Source organism: Amycolatopsis sp. NPDC104775, from assembly GCF_055583325.1.
Map to the genome: position 1 here is coordinate 267,863 of NZ_JBVJOE010000003.1, position 21,556 is coordinate 289,418.

The following is a 21,556-nucleotide window of genomic DNA, read 5'->3' on the forward strand; positions in this document are numbered from 1 at the left end:
TATGTCGTCGCTCGTCGTGACGAGGCCACCCGGTGGTAGGAGACAGCACGAACTTCCGTGCGACCCGCACGACACGCCGGGCGCCGGGGAATCCGCCGTCGCCCGACGGCCGAGACACAGGAGAAGCAGTGAGCAAGGGCAAGCGCACCTTCCAGCCGAACAACCGTCGTCGCGCGAAGACCCACGGTTTCCGCCTGCGCATGCGGACCCGTGCGGGCCGGGCGATCCTCGCGGCACGCCGTCGCAAGGGCCGCGCCGAGCTGTCCGCCTGATCCGGCTCCGCGCGACCGCGTCGTGCTGCCCGCTGGCGCACGTCTGCGGCGGAGCGAGGACTTCCGGGTCGTCCTCCGCCGGGGGTCCCGAGCCGGCAGGCGCCGCCTCGTCGTCCATGCGTTGACCACGGACCCGTCCGTGGCCGCTTCGTTCGCGGCCAGGGCGGGTTTTGTGGTGAGCAAGGCCGTCGGGAACTCGGTGGTGCGCCACCGGGTGACCCGGCGGTTGCGGCACCTCGTTTCCGCGCGTCTCGGAACACTGCCCGCGGGCAGCTCGTTGGTGGTACGGGCATTGCCTCCGGCCGCGTCCGCGTCGAGCGCGGAGCTCGGCGCGGATCTCGACGCCGCGCTGCGCCGGCTCGGCCTCGCGCCGTCCGGCCGTCCGGCCCGGGCCGATGCTCCCCGGCAGCCGCGTCAGCAGGACGCGGCACCCGACCACGGATCAGCGGTGTAAACGGCCATGGACGCCACCTCCGAACACAGCACCACCGAAGTACCTGAGGACGAGTTGCCGCCCCGGCCGGGTCCGGTCGCGTGGGTGCTGCTCCTCCCCGTGCGGTTCTACCGCAAGGCGATTTCGCCCTTCCTTCCTCCGGCCTGCCGGTTCTACCCGAGCTGCAGCGCGTACGCAGTCGAAGCCCTGACCCGCCACGGCGCGGCCAAGGGCTCCTATCTCGCGCTGCGCCGGCTGCTTCGCTGCGGCCCGTGGACCCCGCCCGGCCGCGACCCGGTGCCCGAGAAGTTCTCGTGGCGGCACCGCACGCCTGAAACACCGATCGAGGAGTAGCTCAGTGCTCGATTTCATCTACTACCCCGTGTCCTTCATCTTGTGGTGTTGGCACAAGGTCTTCGGGTTCGTGTTCGGGGAAGCGACCGCGATCTCGTGGATCCTCGGCATCATCTTCCTGACGTTCACCGTCCGCGGCATCATGTTCAAGCCGTTCGTGAACCAGGTCCGGTCGATGAAGAAGATGCAAGACTTCGCGCCGGAAATGAAGAAGATCCAGAAGAAGTACGCGAACGACCGGCAGCGCCAGGCGCAGGAGATGCAGAAGCTCCAGCGCGAGCACGGCGTCAACCCGCTCGGCAGCTGTCTTCCGATGATCCTGCAGATCCCGGTCTTCATCGGCCTGAACCACGTGCTGCGCGCGTTCACCATGGGGCCGGCGAACGGCGGTCCGAAGACCGAGAACTACTTCTTCAACGCGCACGACGTGAATTCCTACGTCAGCGCGAAGCTCTTCGGCGTCAACCTGGGCGAGGCCGTCAACAACGGCGTCGGCGCCGTCGCCGGGCACGTCGCGAACGGCGGCTGGCACTGGGAGGTCCTCCCGGTCGCGCTGCCGCTGATGATCATCGCCTCGATCGCGACGCACCTCACCGCGCGGCACTCGGTCTCCCGGCAGAACGCCTCGGCCGCGGGCACCCCGCAGACCGCGATCATGAACAAGCTCACCATGTACGTCTTCCCGCTCGGTGTGCTTGTCTTCGGTGCCTTCTTCCCGCTCGGCCTGCTCTTCTACTGGCTGGCGAACAACGGCTGGACGCTCATGCAGCAGCGCCTCGTCTACACGAAGATCGACAAGGAAGAGGCGGCCCGCAAGGCCGAAGCCGCCGAGAAGCGCGCGTCGCTCGGCCCGAAGCCGGGCCAGAAGCCGACCGCGCCGAAGGTCGGCCAGAAGCCGGTGCAGCAGAAGAAGAACCAGCAGCAGGGTCAGCAGGGCAAGGTGACCAAGGCCGGTTCGGCGCACGGCTTCGCGCAGACCGCGTCCGCCGCCAAGTCCGGTGGTGCCACTGCCTCCGAGAAGAAGACGGACGGAGCGGCGGAGAGCGCGCCGGAGCAGACGTCGACCCAGAACGGATCGAAGGAGAACGGCACCGGGGTGCCCGGACTCCTCAAGGACTCGAACAGGAAGTCGGGCCGGAAGCGTCGCTGACGCTTCGGGTTCGGAGAGGAGACTAAAGATGTCGGAGACGGTCGACACGATCGACGCCGATCAGGAAGAGACCAGCGCTTCGGCCGAGCCGAAGGTGAGCGGAGACGACGCCCTCGTGCAAGAGGGCGACATCGCCGGCGACTACCTCGAGCGGCTGCTGGACCTGCTCGACTACGACGGCGACATCGACCTGGACGTCGAAGCCGGCCGCGCGATCGTCAGCATCGACGGCGGCGACGACCTGGAGAAGCTGGTCGGCCCGCGCGGCACGGTGCTCGAAGCGCTGCAGGAGCTGACCCGCCTCGCGGTCCAGCAGGAGACCGGCTCGCGCAGCCGGCTGATGCTGGACATCGCCGGCTGGCGCGCGGACCGCCGCGAGGAGCTCCGCGAGCTCGGCCGGTCCACCGCCGAGTCGGTGCTGTCGAGCGGCGAGCGGGTGCGGCTGCAGCCGATGAGCCCGTTCGAACGCAAGGTCGTCCACGACGCGGTCGCGACGGTCAAGGGCGTCACGAGCGAGAGCGAGGGCGAGGACCCGAAGCGTCGCGTGGTGATCTTCCCCGAGGACTGAGCCCTCGGAGCAGTTGGACGCGCTGAGCACTGAGCCGAAGCGGCCCACCGGAATCACTCCGGTGGCCCGCTTCTTTTATGCCCGTCGCCTGACTCGGTTACCGGCGCGTTCCGACCATCGCGGTTGCTCCCTGAAACCGCGCTCAGGCGGCTTCACCGAAGAGGACCGTGCCCCTGTTCGATGGTGACTTCGTCGAGCAGGTCAGCTTCCAGGCATTGCCGCGCCCTCTGTTCTCCGTTGGCGACGACGTTCCGCTCCTCTGGTTACCTTTTCGTGGTTTCTGATCAAGGCGCTGTGGTCGCCGAGCCCGGTATGACTTTGTCCTCTGTCGCATGCAGATCTGATTCGGTGACGGCCTGGCGGGCCAGGCCACCCGGATCGGCACCGCATCTGAAACCTGCAGCATCCACCCCGCACTCGAATGCGCCATCGGTGCCCGAGCTCGCGCGGGCCCCGCTTTCGATGAGTCCGGGTGGGCGCGGCTTTCGATCGCGAGTGGCACCCGGTACGCCGAGGCGAATTACAAGCGTGGCGTTTCACGTGAAACCCGCTGCAGCTCTCCCCGTGCGATCGAGTTTCACGTGAAACCACCTGTGGATCACTCGACGTCTTGAGTGGAGTTGTCCACAGGTGCGGTCTGTCGGCTCGATTTGGCGTCGCCATCAGGGACAATCAAGCGGGCGCGTTTCACGTGAAACGCGCGGAGCGAGGAGTGGGAGTAGTGAGCTTGGACGGCGCCACCGGCACGGTCCGGACCGCGGCGGTGGAGGTGTTCGGCGAGCGCGTCGAGCAAGCCGCCGGGTATGTGGAGCTGCTGGCGACTCATGGGGTCGAGCGAGGGTTGATCGGACCGCGGGAGGTGGACCGGCTCTGGGAGCGGCACGTGCTGAACTCCGCGGTGATCGGTGAGCAGATCCCGTCCGAGGCGCGCGTGGTCGACGTCGGATCGGGGGCCGGGCTTCCGGGAGTACCGCTGGCGATCGCTCGACCGGACCTCGATATCGTGCTCCTGGAACCCATGGCTCGCCGGGTTGACTGGTTGGCCGAGGTCGCCGAGAAGCTGGAACTCCCGATCACCATCGTCCGTGGACGCGCCGAGGAGCGGTCCGTACGCGAGCAGCTGGGTGGCGCAGACGTCGTCACCGCCCGCGCGGTCGCCCCTCTTGCTCGGCTCGCGGGCTGGTGCCTTCCCCTGGTTCGTCCCGAAGGTCGACTGGTTGCCCTCAAGGGAGCCAGCGCCGCCGAAGAGATCTCCCGTGACCGCGACGCGGTACGCAAGGCCGGTGGTGCCGAACCACAAGTCGCGGAATGCGGGAAGGCAGTACTCGAAGTCCCCAGCACGGTGGTCCTGATCCGTCGCCTGCCGCCGAAGCCGAACCGGCCACGCGGCAGGCGGAGCTAGCGAACGACAAGAGCCGCGCCGTTCCACGTGAAACAACGCGGTGCGCACGTCCCCGAATCGTCTACCAGGAGGAGGTGTCGAGACCGGTGAATCCCCCGCCGTCCGACTCCGCGGAGGCCAGCCAGGAGATGGGCTGGACGCCGATCGCTGAAGAAGCCGTTCGCGCCGCGAGCGTGCTCCACCCCAAGGAAGGGGTGCTCCCCCGCCCGTCTCGCCGTCGCGTGCTCACCGTCGCCAACCAGAAGGGCGGGGTCGGCAAGACGACCAGCACCGTCAACCTGGCCGCAGCGCTCGCGGTGCACGGGCTGAAAACCTTGGTGATCGACCTCGACCCGCAGGGCAACGCCAGTACCGCGCTCGACATCGACCACCGCTCCGGGACGCCCTCCATCTATGAGGTGCTCATCGGCGAGGTCTCGATCGCCGAGGCCGCGGCGCAGAGCGAGCAGTCCCCCAACCTGTACTGCGTGCCCGCGACGATCGACCTCGCCGGTGCCGAGATCGAACTTGTCTCCATGGCGAACCGTGAGACGCGGCTCAAGGAGGCTCTGTCGTCGGGGGCGCTCGATCAGCTCGGCGTCGACTACGTCTTCATCGACTGCCCGCCCTCGCTCGGTCTGCTGACCGTCAACGCGATGGTGGCCGCGCAGGAAGTGCTCATCCCGATCCAGTGCGAGTACTACGCACTCGAAGGTCTCGGGCAACTCCTCAGCAACATCGAACTCGTGCAGCAGCACCTCAACCGCGAACTCAGCGTGTCGACGATTCTGCTCACCATGTACGACGGACGCACCAAACTGGCCGACCAGGTGACCAACGAGGTCCGGAACCACTTCGGCGACACGGTGCTGAAGACCGTCATCCCGCGCAGCGTGAAGGTGTCCGAGGCACCTGGCTACGGCCAGACCGTCCTCGCCTACGACCCCGGTTCACGCGGTGCCATGAGCTATCTCGACGCGGCGAAGGAGATCGCCGAGCGGGGTGTGAAGGAGAGGAGCAGCACCACATGACTGAGCGCAGAGGAGGGCTCGGCCGCGGACTGGCGGCCCTGATCCCGACCGGACCGGCGACGCCTCCTCCGGCCGCGACCGAGGCCAGCACGTCCGCGGAGAACGCGGCACGCGAGGACAAGGGCTGGTTCGCGGCGAACGGCGCGGCGGGCCAGGTCGCGGGCGGCGAGGTCGCCGGAGCGGTGTACCGCGAGATCCCGGTCAGCTCGGTCAAGCCGAACCCGAAGCAGCCCCGTCAGGTTTTCGACGAGGAAGCGCTCGCCGAACTCGAGCACTCGATCCGCGAGTTCGGGCTCATGCAGCCGATCGTCGTCCGCGAACTCGGCGAGGACGAGTACGAGCTCGTCATGGGCGAGCGCCGGTTGCGGGCCTCGCAGCAAGCGGAGCTCGAAGCGATTCCGGCGATCGTGCGGCAGACCGCCGACGAGTCGATGCTGCGGGACGCGCTGCTGGAGAACATCCACCGCGTGCAGCTGAACCCGCTCGAGGAAGCGGCGGCCTATCAACAGTTGCTCGACGAGTTCGCGGTGACGCACGAGGAGCTGGCGGGGCGCATCGGCCGCAGCCGTCCGGTCATCACGAACACCATCCGGCTGCTCAAACTGCCCCTCCCCGTGCAGCGGCGAGTGGCCGCCGGAGTCCTGTCCGCTGGGCACGCGCGGGCGCTGCTGTCGTTGGAGGATCCGGACAGCCAGGAAGAACTGGCGGCTCGGATCGTCGCCGAGGGCATGTCGGTGCGCGCCACCGAAGAAGCCGTCACGCTGAAGAAGAGCGAGAAGCCGACCAAGCAGAAGGCCGCTCCCCGCAAGCCGATTCAGGCACCCGGATTGCAGGAACTCGCGAACCGGCTGTCCGATCGATTCGACACCCGGGTGAAGGTCGACCTCGGCCGGCGCAAGGGACGCATCGTTCTCGAGTTCGGATCGGTGGACGATCTTGAGCGGATCGTCGGGATCATCGACGCGAATTCCGGGGAAAAATCGGCGAATCAGACCGACGAAACCGATTAGGGATCACCCAGGGTCGTTTCGTCACGGTGATGATTGCGGATCGAAACGGCCGTGGTCACCCGGAGTGGCCGCCGGAAAACCGGCGCGGGGAAGGGCGGCGGACCGCCGCCCGCCCCGTCCGCCTGAGTCGTTCAGTTCGCGCGGGCGACGGCGCGCGCGACGAGATCCGCGAAAACTGAACCGAGGGTGGTGCCGGCGGCTTCGACCGCCATCGGCACCGTCGACGTTTCGGTGAGACCCGGCGAGAGGTTCACTTCGAGGAAGTGGACTCCCCCATCGGGGGTGATCACCGCGTCGGTGCGCGAGATGTCGCGGAGCCCGAGCCACCGGTGCGCGCCGACGGCGAGTTCGCTGACCGCCTTCGCGGCTTCGTCGGAGATTCGGGCTGGGGTGAAGAAGTCGGTAAGACCCGCGGTGTAGCGAGCGGTGTAGTCGTAGACGCCGCTCTCCGGCACGATCTCCACCGCGGGCAGGGCCTCGGCCCCGTTCTCCCCTTCGATGACCGTGACGGCCACTTCAACGCCATCCACGAACCGTTCCGCGAGCACGGTGTCGCCGTACGCGAAGCAGCCGACCATCGCCGCGGGCAGCTCCGCCGCTTCGCGAACCACCTGCGTGCCAAGCGCGGACCCGCCCTGATCCGGCTTGAGGATCAGCGGCAGGCCAAGCCGCTCGACCATCGCGTCGAGCACCGACTGGGCACCCAGCTCACGGAAGGTACTGTGCGGCAACACAATCCAGTCCGGCGTCGAGAACCCGGCCTGCTGCACGAACGCCTTCGCGGTCGGCTTGTCCCAGGCGCGGCGGCAACCCTGCGAGTGGGTGCCGACGAATGGCACGTCGAGCATTTCCAGCACGGTCTGCACTGAGCCGTTCTCGCCCTCGCCGCCGTGCAGGGCGACGACAACCGCGTCCGGACGCTGTGTGCGCAGCCGCTCCAGCAGCCCGGCGTCGGTGTCCCACTCCTCCACCGTCAGGCCCTCAGCCCGCAGCGCGGCGGACAGCCTGCGCCCGGAGCGAAGCGAGACGTCGCGTTCGTGGGAAAGCCCGCCGGCGAGCACGGCAACGGTACGGTCGACCACCGTGGGAACTCCTTAGTGTTGCTGGGCCGGTCAGACCGTGTCCGGAGACGGGGTCTCGGGCCCCGGGATGGTGCGCGCCTTCACGCTACCGAAGGTGCGGCTGAGGTCCATTTCGGACTCAAGGACCGCGGCGAGCCGGCGCACGCCCTCGCGGATGCGCTCCGGGGTCGGATAGCAGTACGACAACCGCATCTGGCGGGAGCCGAAACCGTCGGCGTAGAACCCGGTGCCGGACGCGTAGGCCACCCGAGCGGTGACCGCGCGCGGCAACATCGCTTTGGTGTCAACGCCTTCCGGCACGGTGACCCATACGTAGAAGCCGCCGTCGGGATTGGTCCAGGAGCAGCCAGGCGGCAAATACTGTTGCAGTGCCGACAACATCGCGTCGCGGCGTTCGCGGTAGTTCTCCCGGAACTTCTTGATCTGGCCCTTCCAGTCGTGCGTCGCGAGATAGCGCGAGACGATCATCTGGTTGAAGGTCGGCGGGCACAGTGTCGCGGATTCCGCTGCCAGCACAAGCTTTTCGCGCACCGCGTGCGGCGCGAGCACCCAGCCGACGCGCAGCCCGGAGGCGAACGTTTTCGAGAACGAACCGAGGTACACGACGTTGTCCGGGTCGAGGGAGCGCAGCGCCGGGTAGGTCTGGCCGTCGAAACCGAGCAGGCCGTACGGGTTGTCCTCGATGATCAGCACACCGTGTTCGCGGCAGATCTCGACGATCTCCGGACGCCGTTCAGCGGACAGGGTAACGCCAGCCGGGTTGTGGAAATTCGGGATGGTGTAAAGGAATTTGACCCGCTGCCCCGCCTTTTCGGCCTGGCGCAAGGCTTCCCGCAACCCTTCGGGCACGAGACCGTGCTCGTCCATCGCGACGTGCACGACGTTCGCCTGATAGGCGGAAAACGAACCGAGCGCGCCGACATACGACGGGCCTTCGGCGATCACGACGTCGCCGGGGTCGCAGAAAAGCCGGGTCACCATGTCGAGGCCCATCTGGGAACCGACGGTGACCACGACGTCGTCGGGGTGCGCCTTGATCCCCTCGAGAGCCATGATTTCGCAGATCTGGTCACGCAGCGCGGGAATTCCGTGCGCGGACCCGTACTGCAGGGCGACGAGCCCTTCCTCGGCGATGATCTCGCCGACCTGAGCCGAGAGCGTGTCGAGCGGCAGCGCGGCCAGGTTCGGCATGCCGCCGGCGAGCGAAACGACCTCCGGCCGGCTCGCCACTGCGAAAAGCGCGCGAATCTCGGATGCGGTCATCCCGGCGGTACGTGCCGCGTACCGGTCGAGATGCGGGTCGAGATTGTGGCGGCCGGTCTGCGGCTTGGCGGGGCGGTTCTCGGTCATCGGACACCTGAGGGCTCGGTGGGTACCTGCTGGTAGATCCATCGAGTGTAACCGCGGCCTCTTCCGGCTCCCCGCTCTTCCGGCGCTTGTCACATCGGCCTATCCTCGGGGTGGTTCTTCCGGTTCTGCCTGCGCTCTTGCGGGCGTCGCGGCCGGAGTTGCGGGGTCCAGGGAGGTTTCAGGTGTCACGTCGCGTGGTGGGCGTCACCCTGGACAACCTCGAGCATCTGCCCAAGAGCTGCCGGCAGTGCGTGTACTGGGAGCTCGCGCCGCACCTGAAGGCGCAAGCCGAGGAGTACGGCTCCACCGAGGTCGAGAAGGAAGCCTGGGTGTCCAGCGTGCTGCTGGAATGGGGTTCCTGCGGCCGCATCGTCTACAGCGACACCCTGCCGGTCGGCTTCGTGCTTTATGCTCCGCCGAACGCGGTGCCCCGGTCGCTCGCCTTCCCGACGTCGCCGCCCAGCGCCGACGCCGTCCTGCTCACCGCTTTCCAGGTCCTGCCGGAATTCCGCGGTGGCGGCCTCGGCCGGATGCTGGTGCAGGCCGTGGCGAAGGACCTGACCAAACGCGGCGTCCGCGCGATCGAAGCCTTCGGCGACGCCACCCCCGACGACGAGGACCCGCTGGGCCAGCACTCGTGCGTGCTGCCCGCCGCGTTCCTGCAGAGCGTCGGCTTCAAAACGGTGCGCCCGCACCCGAAGTACCCGCGGCTGCGCCTGGAACTGCGCTCGGCGATCACCTGGAAGGAAGACGTCGAAGCGGCGCTGGAGCGCCTGCTCGGCCAGGTGACCATCACGACCGCGGAACCGAGCCTCGGCCGCGCCTGATTTTCTCGCCCGCCAGATCAGCCAGAATGACCTCGCGGACACCCACCATGAACGACCCTGTCGACTCGCTCTGCGCGGTCCACAACTCCCGGCTCCACCTCGGCTCGGCCGTCACTCTCTGTATCGATCCCCCGGCCACCCCCGCTTGCCAGCTTGCCCGACGCTTGCCGTAATCCACCCTCTTTCGCCCCGGCTCGAACCGCATCAATCGAGGTCAGCCCGGTGGTTCCCCTTCCGCGCGCCCACGTCAGCCAACCCCCCGCTCGACCCTCTTCAAGGGGCCCATACCACCTCTGCTGCGAGGGGAAAACACCCACTCCCGGTAGGTGTGCACAACTGTGGAAGAACACCCAAGTTATCCACAGATTGCAGATAGAGGCCGTGGAAAAGCTGTGGATGGATAGAATGGATCTGGGGACGCCCCCCGGTGAGGGCGGGGGTTGCCCCCAGGTGTGGTGGATGGTGGAGCAGTGGGGCGCAAGTTCTTGTGGCGCCGGTTAAGCGGTGTGGTGGCTCCGGATATTCGGCGTCGAAGGGAGCCGTAAAGGGGCGAGAGGGGCCGCCGGTGGGCGTGGCCGGAGTTGCGGGTATCCGCCTGGGGGCAATGCGGCCGGTGGTGACGGTGAGTAGTGATCGGCTGGGGTGAAGGTCTGGTCAGCACAGGTAAACAGGCGCGGGAAAAACAGCGCACTGAGAGGGGCTGCGGCGGGTTGGGGCGTGCGGGAGGGAGCCCTGGGCCGGATTCGGTGGGGAAAGGCCGGGGCGGGGTGAATCAGGGGGGCGTACTGGTGCGGGGAGAGCTATTCGGCCTTGGCCAGTTCGTGGGCCAGGACGTCGGCGAAGGTGAAGGTGCCGGTCGGCTGGTCGCCTTCGCCGAGGAGGTAGAGGCGCTTCACCGCGATGAGGATGCCCTCGGCCACGACGTCGCGGAAGGCGGGGTCGGCCAGGCGGGCGGCGTCGTCCGGGTTGGTCAGGTAGCCGATTTCCACGCGGACCGCGGGGCAGCGGGTGCGGGTGAAGATTTCCCACGTCTTGTAGTGCGTGCGGCAGTCCAGCAGGCCCGTGCGGGCGGCGACCTCGCGCTGGATGAAGCCGGCCAGCAGTTCGCCGACCGTGGACGTGGTGCCGTTGCCGGTGCCGAAGTGGAAGCTCGCCACGCCCTGCGCGCGCGGCGACGGGTTGCCGTCGTTGTGCAGGGACAGGAACAGGTCCGCGCCGGCGTCGTTGGCGAACCGGGCGCGTTCGAAATCGGTGGGGCTGTGGTTCGGGCCCCGGCTGATCAGGGCCTCCATGCCGGTGGCCTGCATCCGGCCTTCGAGCCGCCGCGCCAGGTCCCAGGCGATGTCCGCTTCGCGCAGGCCGCCGGCGACGACACCGAGGTCCTCGCCGCCGTGGCCCGGGTCGATCACGATGCGCTTGCCGCGCAGGCGCGGGCCAGCCTGGCGCACCTGCTCCTGCTCGCGCAGGAAGACCGGGCGGCCGCCGCGGGCGCGCGGCGACGACAGGCGGTGCAGTTCGCGGATGGTGGCCGGGCCGCAGATGCCGTCGGACGTCAGCCGCATGTCGCGCTGGAACGTGCGCAGGGCGCGCTCGGTCTGCGGACCGAAATACCCGTCCGGGCGGCCCGCGTCGAAGCCCAGTTCGGTGAGCCGCTCCTGAAGAGTGAAAACGTCGTCGCCGTGCACCGGCGCCGACAAAAGGTACTGGAGCGGGCGGCTCCCGAGGTGATAGCTCGCGCCCTTGAGCGCCTGGTACGTCGCTGGGCCCACTACGCCGTCGGTGATGAGCCCACGGCGCTGCTGGAACGCGCGCACGGCCTGCTCCACCGCGACGTCGAACGTGTTGTACCGCTCGGTCCCCGCCACCGGCGGGAGCAGATCCATCCCGGCAAGGATCGACCTGATCTCGGCGACGTCGGGACCGGCGTCACCGCGGCGGAGTACCCGCATGCACTCCTCGCTCTTCCTCAGGCACCGAAACCGGCTCGATGCGAAACAGAAACCCGGGTAGGGGTGTACCCAGGCACCTATTGTGCCCTGTGAACTCTCGGTAAGGACGCAGGCCCGGTCGGTGCGCCACCGGCGGGTGGGGCTCCGGCCGCCGGACACGCCGGGTGCACCTGCGCGCACACCCCCGCGCGGGTGGTTCCCGAACGTGCGAGAACCCGGGCCGGCGAGTCGATCGTCGCTGGCCCGGGTTCTCAGCAGGTGGACCGCTCAGAGCACGTCGGCGAGATCGGACAGCAGCGCGGCCTTCGGCTTCGCGCCCACGATCTGCTTCACCGGCTTGCCGCCCTGGAACAGGATCAGCGTCGGAATCGACATCACCTGATAGTCACGCGCCGTGTTCGGGTTCTCGTCGATGTCGAGCTTGGCGACCGTGATCTTGTCGCCGTTTTCCTTCGCGATCTCCTCGAGCACCGGGGCGACCATCTTGCACGGTCCGCACCAGGTCGCCCAGAAATCGACGAGAACGGGCTTCTCGCTGGTCAGGACGTCGTCCACGAACGACTTGTCGGTCACCTTCACGGGTTCGGACATCGCTTGCTCCTTCAACTCGGTGGGAAAGTCAGTGCTCGCCGGCGCCGTAGCCGCCGCCGACCAGTTCCGGTGCCTCGTTCGCCTCGGCCTCGCCGTGCTCCGCGAGCCATCGTTCCGCGTCGATCGCCGCGCTGCAGCCGGAACCGGCCGCGGTGATCGCCTGCCGGTAGGTGCGGTCCACCAGGTCGCCAGCGGCGAACACGCCGGGCAGGTTCGTGTAGGACGTGCGGCCCTGCGTGAGCACATAACCGTCCTCGTCCACGTCCACCTGCCCGCGCACCAGTTCGCTGCGCGGATCGTGGCCGATCGCGACGAAGAACCCGGTCACGTCGAGCGTCTTCTCCTCGCCGGACTTCGTGTCGCGCACCTTCAACCCGGACACCGTCCCGTCGCCCTCGACGCCGGTGATCTGCGAGTTCAGCTGCCACTTGATCTTGTCGTTCGCGCGAGCGCGCTCCAGCATGATCTTCGACGCCCGGAACTCGTCGCGGCGGTGCACGATGGTCACGGACTTGGCGAACTTCGTCAGGAAGGTCGCCTCCTCCATCGCCGAGTCGCCGCCGCCGGCCACCGCGATGTCGTGGTCGCGGAAGAAGAAACCGTCACAGGTCGCACAGGCGGACACGCCGCGGCCGAGCAGCTCCTGCTCGCCCGGCACCTTCAAGTACCGCGCGGCGGCGCCCATGGCGAGGATGACCGCGCGCGCGGCATAGCGCTTGCCGTTCGCGACGACGTACTTCACGTCGCCGGTCAGCTCAAGCGACTCGACGTCCTCCGCGCGCAGCTCGGCGCCGAACCGTTCGGCCTGCTTGCGCATCTCCTCCATCAGGTCCGGGCCCTGGATCCCGTCGCGGAAACCCGGGAAGTTCTCGACCTCGGTGGTGGTCATCAGCGCGCCGCCGAACTGCGTGCCCTCGAACACCAGCGGTTCGAGCTGTGCGCGCGCCGCGTAGACCGCTGCGGTGTAACCGGCAGGACCCGACCCGACGACGATCAGGTTCCTGATTTCCTCGGCAGCCACCCGTCAACCCTCCGCTCGTCATGACCTGTGCTCCAGGCTCAACACGATCGTAGGTGGAGGTGTTCCCGGCGGTGACGCCCGCTACGTCCGGGCGCTACTTCTTGCCGACGACCTTGTCGAACAGCTTGTCCGGGTTCCCCGGCCCGCAGTCCGCGCCGAACGCGACCAGCCGGAACTGCGCGAGCTTGCCGGTGGTGTAAATCGCCACCACCCCCGGCTTGCCCTCGACGGTCACCGGCCGCACGCCTGTGGGCCGCACCGCCGGATCCATCCCGGCCGCGGCGACACAGGCGTCGAACCGCTTCGCGTCCTGCAGCGGGCCGTAGTTCCGCACGCCGAGGCCACCGCCGAGCAGAGCTTCCGCCCCGCTGCCGTCGCTGCCGACGGTCGGGCCGCCTACCGCGGACGGTGCGGGCGCGGCGACGCCGGACGTGTCCGTCTTGGTCGCACTGGGCACGGTCAGCGTGATGGCCACCGCGGCGGCCGCGGCGGCGGTCAGGATCCCCGCGCCCCAGCCGAGCTGCCGGTTCCGCCGCTTCCGCGCCGCAGACAGGTCCACCACCGGCGCGACCTGCTGCTCAGCGGGTTCCGGTGCGGCCGCCGGAAACGTCGCCTCCTGCCGGGCCGCCGACTCCGCGGCGAGCGCGGCGTCGAGCCGGGCCGCGAACTCGGCGGGCATCGGCGGGGCCGGTTCCGCGGCGAGCGCGGATAGGTCGGCGGTGGTCGCTTCGAGGGCGTCGATGATCGCGCGCGCCTCCGGATCCGCGTTCACCCGCGGCCACAGCTGCGCTGCCTCCCGGTCGTCGAGGACCCCGGCGTGGAGGTCGGCGAGCAGGTCGACAGACCAGGGCGGCCCGATGGTTCCGCCTGCCCCCCGGCTCTCGTCCGTCATCGTCCCTCCCCGTTCCCCGGCGAGCGCTGGGCCCGCCCGGCACTCCGGGACTCCTCCGAAGTGGCGTGCTTGCGTTTGCTTTCGTTAGTTGGGACGTCGCCACCCCCGTCCGGGTTCCGCAGATGCCCGAGAACCTTCGCGAGTTTTCCCCGCCCGCGCGCGCATCGGCTCTTCACCGTGCCCTCGGCGATGCCGAGCATTTTCGCGGTCTCGGCCACCGAATAGCCCTCGACGTCGACGAGCAGGATCGGCGCGCGCTGATCCTCGGGCAGTTCGTCGAGCGCCTTGCGGACCAGGAGGCTGGTTTCCTTCTCCGCCATCGAATCGCCGGGCGCGGCCGGTTCGTTGAACTCCCCGGTCTCCGGCAGCGGCACGGTCGGCCGGACCTGCCTTCGCCGGATCCGGTCGAGGCAGGCGTTCACCACGATCCGGTGCAGCCAGGTCGTGACCTGCGACTCCGCGCGGAATTTGCCCGCCGCGCGGAAGGCCGAGATGAACGCCTCCTGCAGCGCGTCCGCCGCCTCTTCCGGATCGCGCAGCGTGCGCAGCGCTACCGCCCACATGCGGTCTCGATGCCGCCGGACCAGTTCACTGAACGCATGCGGATCGCCCGCGGCGTGTGCCGCGATCAGATCCGCATCCGTGGGAGCTGCAGCCGTCACCCGGCAGAGCCTACTGAGTCGCGATCGCAGGTCACGCCGCAGGCAGGAAGCTCAGTTCTCCGATCTGGGTCAGGAAGCCGTCGCCGCCGTTGTCGCCCAGCTGGGTGATCCAGACGATGAAGTACTGGCTTTGCGTCGGCTGCTGCAGCGTGATCGTGGTGTCCGGCCCGTTCAGATCGCCGCTTCCGACCACCTTGGTGTCGTCGAGCTGCGGGTTCTTGCTGTCCGCCGACCGGATCTCGACCTTCGTGCCCGGGCTGTTCGCGCTGATCTTCACCTGCGCGAGGTTCACCGGGTTGTCGAACGAGACCGCGATCCCGACGCCGGGTTTCAGCGAGGGGAGCTGCTGCTGGTACTGATCGGTCTTCCAGATCGTGCCCGGGTCGCCGTCGATCGTGTTCTTCGCCCGGCCCGGGTTGTCGCCGGAGCCCTGCGGGTTGTAGACCGAGGCCGACTTCGGGGCCACCGGATCGCCGATCTTCGGGCCCGCGGGCTGCTGGTTCGCCGGCGGCGGGGCCGGGTTGCCCGGTTTGGCCGGGGCCGAACTGCTCGGCGGGGCCGCGACGTTGATGGTCGGACCGGTCGGCTTTCCGTCGCCCTGGAACAGGTTGATCAGCATCAGCCCGCCCCACGCGAGGATCACCACGGTGGCGACCACCAGCACGGTGACGCCGAAGGCCAGCTTCCGCCGCCGCGCGACGTCCTTCACCGGCTTCTTCGTGGTCCAGATCGTGCCGTCGGCGTCGGCCGCCGGGTCTTCCTTGCCGACCGCGTTGATCAGCTGGGTGCGTTCCTCCTGCTCGGCGACCTGGCCGAGCACGCGCAGGATGGCCGAACTGGTGCGGATGCCACCGGCCCCGCCGTCCTCGATCGTGCGCACGGCCAGCGAGGACAGCTCCGGCGGCACCGCGGGCACCAGCGACCGCGGCGGCACCACGTGCCCCTGCGGGGTGAGCGGTGCCGCGGGGATCGCGGGAGGTCCGCCTGGCAGCGCCCAGCGTCCGGTGAGCAGCAGATACAAGACCGCGCCGAGCGCCTTGACGTCGTCGCGGAGGGTGGCTTCCGGCAGCGGACCGGGGAAGGCGAGCTTGAGCGCGCCGCCTGGTGTGAGCCGCAGCCGCTGCGGGTGGTCGAGGCCGAGGACGAGGCCGTTCTGGTGGGCGTGGTCGACCGCTTCGGCGAGCGCCTGCACCATCCGCGCGGCCGCGGCGGGGGCCACCGGGCGCTGCGCGACCAGGTCCACCAGGTCGCTGCCCTTGGTCCACTCCGCCACCACGACGCCGAGCAGTCCCTCGCTGGAGGTGACGCCGCTGCCGAGGCTGAGCACGTCCAGCACCCGGGCCACGCCGCCGTGCCCGAACTTCGACGCGTGCGCGGCCCGTTCCAGGGTGCGCCGCGCCTGCCGGGCCGCCTCCGGATCGGCAGGATCGCCGACCAGCAGCGTCAGTGCGACGTCTCGTTTGAGCTGTCCGTCCCGTGCGCGCCAGAGGTGCGCGGCGGCTCGCTCGTCTACCCCGAACTGGGCAAGCAGGCGATACCGGCCGTCCCCTACGACGCGCCCGGGCGCGAGCGATCCGCCCCGGGCGCGTATGCCCGCGGCGTCCCCCGCCTGCTCGCTTCGTCTCGTGTCCACGCTCTCTCCCGCTTCGCTCCCGGCACCGAGGGTACCCGGATCATCAGCCGTAGAAGCGTCGCGAGTCGTGAATCAATCGTTACCCGCGCTTGATCAATCGGGTGAATCTCGATGTTACGGGCTTCAGCTCCTCCACCTTGAGGGCCATGAGCACGCCGAACGAGACCACGATTCCGACGATTCCCTGCAGGACAAGCTTGATCCAGGCGTGCGGAACCGGACTGAGCGACGAGGGCACGATGAGCCCGACGACCCACGCGGCGGCGACCCCGAGGACGCTCGCCACGACCGTGAACAGGATCACCCCGATCACCCGCTTGCTGCGCAGGTTGCCGAGCGTCACCCACAGCCAGACCTGGCCGAGCATCGCGCCGATGACGTAGGTCAGCGCGTTCACCATCATCACGCCGAGCACGATGTTCTCCGGGTTCAGCAGCACCGGGCACAGGAACAGCAGCGGCACCTTGACCAGCGTCATCACGATCATGATCAACGTCGGCGTGCGGGCGTCCTTCATCGCGTAGAACACCCGCATCTGGAGCATCACCAGCGCGTACGGCAGCAGCGCGAACGCCGTGATCGCCAGCGCCTGGCCCATCCGCTCGGCACCTCCCAGGGAGCCCTTGCCCAGCGCGAACAGCGCGACGCCCATCGACGAGCCAACGATGGTCATCACCGCGGAGATCGGCACGAGGGTCACCGTCGAGATCCGAGACGCGTAGGACAGGTCGCTGACCAGCTTCTTCGTGTCGCCATCGGCGGCGGCGCGGCTCAGCCGCGGCATGATCGCGGTCAGCAGCGAAACCCCGAGCACGCCGTAGGGAAGCTGGAACAGCAGCCACGCGTAGTTGTAAGCGGTGACCCCGCCCGAGGTGCCCTTGGTGAGCACGCGGGTCGTGATCGTGAGGCCGACCTGGCTGACCGCGACGTAGCCGACGACCCACAGCGCCAGACCACCGAATTCCTTCATCCGGCTGTCGAGGCCCCACCGCCAGCGGGGGCGGAAGCCCGACCGCAGCAGCGGCGGGATCAGCATGAGCGCCTGCGCGGCGATGCCGCCGGTGACGCCGAGGCCGAGCGTGAGCACCTTCGGGTCGGTGATCGACGGATGGCCGGTGTCGATCGAACCGGGCATCAGCCACACCACGAGGATGGTGAAGATGACCACCAGGTTGTTGATCACCGGGGCCCAGGCGGTCGGCCCGAACACATGCTTGGCGTTCAGCATCGCCGAGACCAGCGCGAACACGCCGTAGAAGAAGATCTCCGGCAGCAGCAGGTAGGCGAACGCCGTGGTCAGGCCCGCGCTCGCCTGTCCGGACGAATCGATGTACAGCGAAGTGAACGCCGGTGCCGCGAGCACCGCGATCACCGTGCCGATGAGCAGGACGGTGATGCCGGTGGTCAGCAGCCGTTGCGCGTAGGCCTGGCCGTGGTCCGGATCGTCCTGCGAACGCACCAGGAGCGGAACCACCACACTGGTGAGCACGCCGCCGAGCAGCAGTTCGAAGATGATGTTCGGCATCGTGTTCGCGACGTTGAACGAGTCGGTCGCGATCCCGTCGCCGATCGCCGCGACCAGCAGCACCTTCCACAGGAACCCGGTGATCCGGCTGATCAGCGACGCGATCGCCATCCGGCCGGACGCCTTGGCGACCGAGGGACCCTCGTCCTTCGGCTGCTCGGGAGCCTCGGCCGGACGCGCGAGCGGCGCGTCCTTGATCCGCGGCATGACCTGGGTGGCCAGCGCGTCGTACGGGCGCAGCACGTCCGGGTCGGCGGTCGGCCAGCGCGAGGGAGCCGCCAGCGGGACGCCCGCGGTGCGCGGGATGAACCGGGTGGCGTCCGGATCCCGCATCGCTTCTTCCTGCCACGGCCGGATCGGCGCGCCCGGACGCGGGCCGCGGCCGCGGTGCACCGGCGGCTGCGGCCCCGGCACGTTCGCGGGCGGCGGCGTCGGCTGCGGAAGCTGGCCGCGGTTGGGCGGCTGGTTCACCGGCGGGAGCGGCTGCGGACCTGACGGCGGAAGCGGTTGTGGACCCGAAGGCGGGAGTTGCTGTGGTCCGGACGGCGGCCCGGACGGCCTCGGCGGAGGCGGCCTGCGCACTGGCGGCATGGCAGCCCTGGTCGGGGCCGGACGCTGCTGGCCGTTCGGCGGCGGCACGCGGCGTGGCGCGCGCTCCCGGGGATCGCGAGGTTCCCCGCCGCGCGGATCGATCCGGCGCGGCTGGGCTCGATCGGCAGGCGCCCGGTCGGCGGGCGGCCGGTCGTCCGGCAACGGCATCCGGCGGGTGCCGTTGGGCGTGGGCGGCGGCTGCCTGCGGTCGGCGGGCGGCGGCGGAGGGGGCGGCTGCCGGCGGGCGTCCCGAACCGCGCGACGAGGCTGGTCGTTCCGCCTCGGCGCCGAGCCGTCCCGCCGAGGACGCCCCGCACGCTCGGGTGGTTGACCCGGCTCTTTGTCCAACGCGTGCCCAATCCTCAGCGGTCCCCTGGTCCCTGCCATTGTGGCAGCGCCGACCTAGGGTAATCGGGAACGGGCGCGAGCACCCGGCCCCTCGAGGATGTCAGGGCGTGCCGCCCCGGCTTTCCTTGATCCTCCGGTAGATCCGCCGGGACGCGAGCAGCAGCAGCGCGCAACCAGCGACGACGGTGATGATGATGGTGATCGGGCCGTATTCGGTCGAGGTCAGCTCGAATCGCGCGGTCGCGCCGAGATCAGTACCCGACGGGGTGGTCAACGACACATCGACCGACAGCCGTCCGGCCCGCAGCGCCTCGATCTGCACGTACCGGGTCTGCCCGCCCTTCGCCGAGAAGAGGTAGTTCTTGGCCTGTTCTCCCCGGATCCCCATGTTGTTCTTGAGCGCGATCTGCGCGGTGACCCCGACCGGCAGGTCGTTGTGCACGTACACCGGCAGCGGTGACGACCCGGATGCGAGCGCAATCGTTTGCTTCGGCTGTTCGACGGTCACCTGATCGCGGATCGCGGCGAGTTCGGCGGTCGCGTTCGCCGAGGCGGACGAGGGGGCCGAGGACGGTCCGAACGCGGTCGAGCTGCCGCGGACCACCGCGTCGCGGACCGGCCCGACGATCGCCTTCGGTTCGACCCGGTTCCTGGGGTCGATCTGCATCGCGGACAGCAGGCTGGCGGCGTCCTGGTCGAGACCGGACAGCTGGTCGGCGACCGCCGCGCCGCCGTCCGAGCGGGTGTTCGCGACGAGGGAAGCGCTGCCTTCGGGGGTGCTGGTCAGCAGGTCGTCGAGCGTCGAACCGGCCGTCACCCCGGCGTTGGTGAGCTTGCCGAGCCCGGACAGGAAGGCGTTCAGCTCGTCGGTGGTGGCGTCCCAGCGCCGCGGCGGAGCGACGAGCAGCGGCCCGCCGGTGGCTCCCTCGGTGCGGCCGAGTCCGGCCTCGAAGGCGATCGCGGCGAGGCCGTTCTGCGTGGAGACCGCGCGCTGCGACGCACCGCTGTAGGTGGTGGGCGTCTGCGGGCCCGGCACGAAGCCGGTGAGACCGGCGGTGGCCATGGAGTTGGTCGGCTGTGCGCGCAGGCCGTCGGAAAGCGTGGCCGCGCCGGTGACGGTCTCGTCGTCACCGCCCGCCCGCAGTTTCGCGCTGTCAGTGAGCACGGTCTGGAAGCCGCCCGACGAAATCGCCGACAGCGCCTTGTCGTCCGGCGTTCCGCCCGGCCACAACACGCCGCTCTTCGACTCGACGCCGAGCACCTGGCGGATCGTCGCGGTGCCGGTCAGCGCCGTGGTCATGAGACCGGCGTCGGGATTGCCGTCGGCGCCGCGGACCTTGCCCAGCGTGGTGAGGTCGGCGTCGGCGAACGGCATCGGGACCACGCATCGGCCGGTGACCAGCGCGCGCAGCGCCGCCAGCCAGTTCGACGCGGCGTCTGCGCCCTTGCCGGTGACCCCGCCGCTGACGCGGTAACCGTCCCGCATCGCGTCGACGGTGCGCAGCAGGTCCGGATCGAGGGCGAAGCACAGCGAGCCGCCGACCTTCGGATTCGTCTCCTGCGCCGCTCGCGCCGCCGAGACCAGGGAGTAAAGCCGTCCGCCCGGGCTCAGCTCGTCGGCGAGCGAATCGTCGGTGAGCGTCATCGGCACGCCGAACGGCGCGGACTGGATGTGCGGAGTGCTGTCGGTGATCGGCCACAGCACGGCCAGTTTCGAATGCCGCGGCGTCGCCTGGTTGCTCGCGTGTCCCGGCGTCGACAGCACCGGCATGAGCAAGCTCACCGCGGCGAGCCGGGCCGGGCCGCCGTACTCCGGGGTGCCGTTCACGTTCACCAGCAGCGGGTACACGCCCGGCCGCAGCGCCGAACCGCGCGATCCGGTCAGCGGCACCGTGATGTCCAGCCGCGCGCTCTGGCCTGGCTCCAGGTCTTCGGCGAGCAGCGTGAAGTCGGTGAGCGGGCTGTCCTGCACCGGGTTCCCGGCGAGCACCGCGTCCATCGCGCGCGGACTGGCGAGGCGTTCGCCGATCTGCAGCCGGGCCATCGGCTTGACGATCCGCCGGGACCCGGTGTTGGTCACCGTCCCGGTCACCGTGATCGCCTGGTCCGAGCTGGTGACCACACGCGGGGCCAGCTGGCCGAGGTCGAGCCGCAAGCGGGCCGGTTCCGGCGACGGGTTCTCCTGCGCGTCTGCCGGCGCACCGAACAACGCGGTGGCGGCGACGATCAGCAAGGACAGCAAGAAGGCGGCGGGCCGCTTCACTCGGGTGCTCCCTCTCAGCCGCGCTCGTCGGGCGCGAAAAGTTCCGCTGCCCCGCGAACCAGCTTGCGCTCGTCCGCGTAGGCGAGGGTGGTCTCCAGCTCGGCCAGCGGAACCCAGGCGACCTCGGTCACCTCGACGTCCTCGTCCGACAGTTCGCCGCCGGTGGCTTCGAGCAGGAAATGGTGCACGGTCTTGTGCACCCGGCGCTGCTGCGCGACGAACCAGTAGTCGATGGTGCCCAGCGGGTGCAGCACGCGCGCGGAGATGCCGGTTTCCTCCTTCACCTCGCGCACCGCGGTCTGCTCCACCGTTTCCCCGTCCTCGATGTGGCCCTTCGGCAACGACCACAGCAGTCTGCCGTGTCGGTCGAGCCGCCCGATCAGCACCGCGCGTTCCCGCTCCGGGTCGACGACCAGTCCGCCGGCCGAGGTCTCGTCGACCGTGGTCAGCCGCCTGCCGCGGTGGCGCCGTCGCCGCCGGCGCGGCGTCGGCGGTCCGGCGCGACCGGCAGATCCAGACATGCTGCGATGCTAGAGCAAACGGCCGCCCGGGTACTCTGGCTCTCCGTGTCCGTGTCCGTGTCCGGCGGCGCCGGCAGCGTTGGCGTCATTCTCGTGGTGGGA

At 69.4% G+C, this 21,556-nt stretch carries 20 protein-coding genes; 9 read left to right on the plus strand and 11 right to left on the minus strand.

What is annotated here, in order from left to right; translation table 11 throughout:
* Window positions 1-128: 128 nt before the first annotated feature.
* From rpmH to ACZ63D_RS15605, 8 genes are all read left to right on the plus strand, one after another.
* Window positions 129-272 (plus strand): 50S ribosomal protein L34, encoded by a 144-nt coding sequence (gene rpmH / locus ACZ63D_RS15570; RefSeq protein WP_037363527.1) that lies wholly within the window; start codon window positions 129-131, stop codon window positions 270-272.
* A gap of 22 nt (window positions 273-294) precedes the next feature.
* Window positions 295-726, plus strand: coding sequence for a ribonuclease P protein component (gene rnpA, locus ACZ63D_RS15575; RefSeq protein WP_452075455.1), 432 nt, complete (start codon window positions 295-297; stop codon window positions 724-726).
* Window positions 727-732: 6 nt separating this feature from the next.
* Window positions 733-1,059 (plus strand): membrane protein insertion efficiency factor YidD, encoded by a 327-nt coding sequence (yidD, locus tag ACZ63D_RS15580; RefSeq protein ID WP_465354983.1) that lies wholly within the window; start codon window positions 733-735, stop codon window positions 1,057-1,059.
* A 4-nt stretch (window positions 1,060-1,063) separates the two neighbouring features.
* Window positions 1,064-2,209 (plus strand): membrane protein insertase YidC, encoded by a 1,146-nt coding sequence (gene yidC / locus ACZ63D_RS15585; RefSeq protein ID WP_465354984.1) that lies wholly within the window; start codon window positions 1,064-1,066, stop codon window positions 2,207-2,209.
* A gap of 28 nt (window positions 2,210-2,237) precedes the next feature.
* On the plus strand, window positions 2,238-2,777 hold the full coding sequence (locus ACZ63D_RS15590) for a Jag family protein (RefSeq protein WP_465354985.1): 540 nt from the start codon (window positions 2,238-2,240) through the stop codon (window positions 2,775-2,777).
* A 721-nt stretch (window positions 2,778-3,498) separates the two neighbouring features.
* A complete protein-coding gene (gene rsmG, locus ACZ63D_RS15595; RefSeq protein WP_465354986.1) occupies window positions 3,499-4,179 on the plus strand; it encodes a 16S rRNA (guanine(527)-N(7))-methyltransferase RsmG in 681 nt (226 codons plus the stop codon).
* Window positions 4,180-4,265: 86 nt separating this feature from the next.
* Window positions 4,266-5,189, plus strand: coding sequence for a ParA family protein (locus ACZ63D_RS15600; RefSeq protein ID WP_465354987.1), 924 nt, complete (start codon window positions 4,266-4,268; stop codon window positions 5,187-5,189).
* Window positions 5,186-6,199, plus strand: coding sequence for a ParB/RepB/Spo0J family partition protein (locus ACZ63D_RS15605; RefSeq protein ID WP_465354988.1), 1,014 nt, complete (start codon window positions 5,186-5,188; stop codon window positions 6,197-6,199). The genes ACZ63D_RS15600 and ACZ63D_RS15605 overlap by 4 nt, the downstream gene beginning before the upstream one ends.
* Window positions 6,200-6,330: 131 nt before the next feature.
* On the opposite strand, the gene ACZ63D_RS15610 is transcribed toward ACZ63D_RS15605, so the two are convergent.
* Together ACZ63D_RS15610 and ACZ63D_RS15615 are read right to left on the minus strand one after the other, a co-directional pair.
* Window positions 6,331-7,281, minus strand: coding sequence for a D-alanine--D-alanine ligase family protein (locus tag ACZ63D_RS15610; protein ID WP_009085339.1), 951 nt, complete (start codon window positions 7,279-7,281; stop codon window positions 6,331-6,333).
* A 30-nt stretch (window positions 7,282-7,311) separates the two neighbouring features.
* The gene (locus tag ACZ63D_RS15615; RefSeq protein ID WP_465354989.1) at window positions 7,312-8,631 is read right to left on the minus strand and encodes an aminotransferase-like domain-containing protein; all 1,320 of its coding nucleotides are present in this window, start codon (window positions 8,629-8,631) and stop codon (window positions 7,312-7,314) included.
* Window positions 8,632-8,813: 182 nt separating this feature from the next.
* On the opposite strand from ACZ63D_RS15615, the gene ACZ63D_RS15620 reads away from it, so the two are divergent.
* A complete protein-coding gene (locus ACZ63D_RS15620) occupies window positions 8,814-9,458 on the plus strand; it encodes a GNAT family N-acetyltransferase (RefSeq protein ID WP_465354990.1) in 645 nt (214 codons plus the stop codon).
* 800 nt (window positions 9,459-10,258) lie between these two features.
* On the opposite strand, the gene ACZ63D_RS15625 is transcribed toward ACZ63D_RS15620, so the two are convergent.
* The 9 genes from ACZ63D_RS15625 to ACZ63D_RS15665 form a co-directional block, all read right to left on the minus strand.
* Complete coding sequence (locus tag ACZ63D_RS15625) at window positions 10,259-11,407, minus strand: N-acetylmuramoyl-L-alanine amidase (RefSeq protein ID WP_465354991.1); 1,149 nt, start codon at window positions 11,405-11,407, stop codon at window positions 10,259-10,261.
* A gap of 267 nt (window positions 11,408-11,674) precedes the next feature.
* Window positions 11,675-11,998 carry a thioredoxin gene (trxA, locus tag ACZ63D_RS15630; RefSeq protein WP_009085330.1) on the minus strand — a complete coding sequence of 108 codons (324 nt, stop codon included), beginning with the start codon at window positions 11,996-11,998 and terminating at the stop codon, window positions 11,675-11,677.
* 28 nt (window positions 11,999-12,026) lie between these two features.
* On the minus strand, window positions 12,027-13,019 hold the full coding sequence (gene trxB / locus ACZ63D_RS15635) for a thioredoxin-disulfide reductase (protein WP_465354992.1): 993 nt from the start codon (window positions 13,017-13,019) through the stop codon (window positions 12,027-12,029).
* 94 nt (window positions 13,020-13,113) lie between these two features.
* The gene (locus ACZ63D_RS15640) at window positions 13,114-13,911 is read right to left on the minus strand and encodes a hypothetical protein (protein WP_465354993.1); all 798 of its coding nucleotides are present in this window, start codon (window positions 13,909-13,911) and stop codon (window positions 13,114-13,116) included.
* The gene (gene sigM / locus ACZ63D_RS15645; protein ID WP_465354994.1) at window positions 13,908-14,573 is read right to left on the minus strand and encodes an RNA polymerase sigma factor SigM; all 666 of its coding nucleotides are present in this window, start codon (window positions 14,571-14,573) and stop codon (window positions 13,908-13,910) included. Before sigM ends, ACZ63D_RS15640 begins: the two co-directional genes overlap by 4 nt.
* Before the next feature lie 31 nt (window positions 14,574-14,604).
* Window positions 14,605-16,206, minus strand: a complete 1,602-nt coding sequence (locus tag ACZ63D_RS15650) for a hypothetical protein (RefSeq protein ID WP_465354995.1) — start codon at window positions 16,204-16,206, stop codon at window positions 14,605-14,607.
* A 79-nt stretch (window positions 16,207-16,285) separates the two neighbouring features.
* Window positions 16,286-18,064 (minus strand): murein biosynthesis integral membrane protein MurJ, encoded by a 1,779-nt coding sequence (murJ, locus tag ACZ63D_RS15655; RefSeq protein ID WP_465355554.1) that lies wholly within the window; start codon window positions 18,062-18,064, stop codon window positions 16,286-16,288.
* Between the two features lie 706 nt (window positions 18,065-18,770).
* The gene (locus ACZ63D_RS15660) at window positions 18,771-20,933 is read right to left on the minus strand and encodes a DUF6049 family protein (protein WP_465354996.1); all 2,163 of its coding nucleotides are present in this window, start codon (window positions 20,931-20,933) and stop codon (window positions 18,771-18,773) included.
* A 14-nt stretch (window positions 20,934-20,947) separates the two neighbouring features.
* Window positions 20,948-21,454, minus strand: a complete 507-nt coding sequence (locus ACZ63D_RS15665) for an NUDIX hydrolase (RefSeq protein WP_009085315.1) — start codon at window positions 21,452-21,454, stop codon at window positions 20,948-20,950.
* Window positions 21,455-21,556 lie beyond the last annotated feature (102 nt).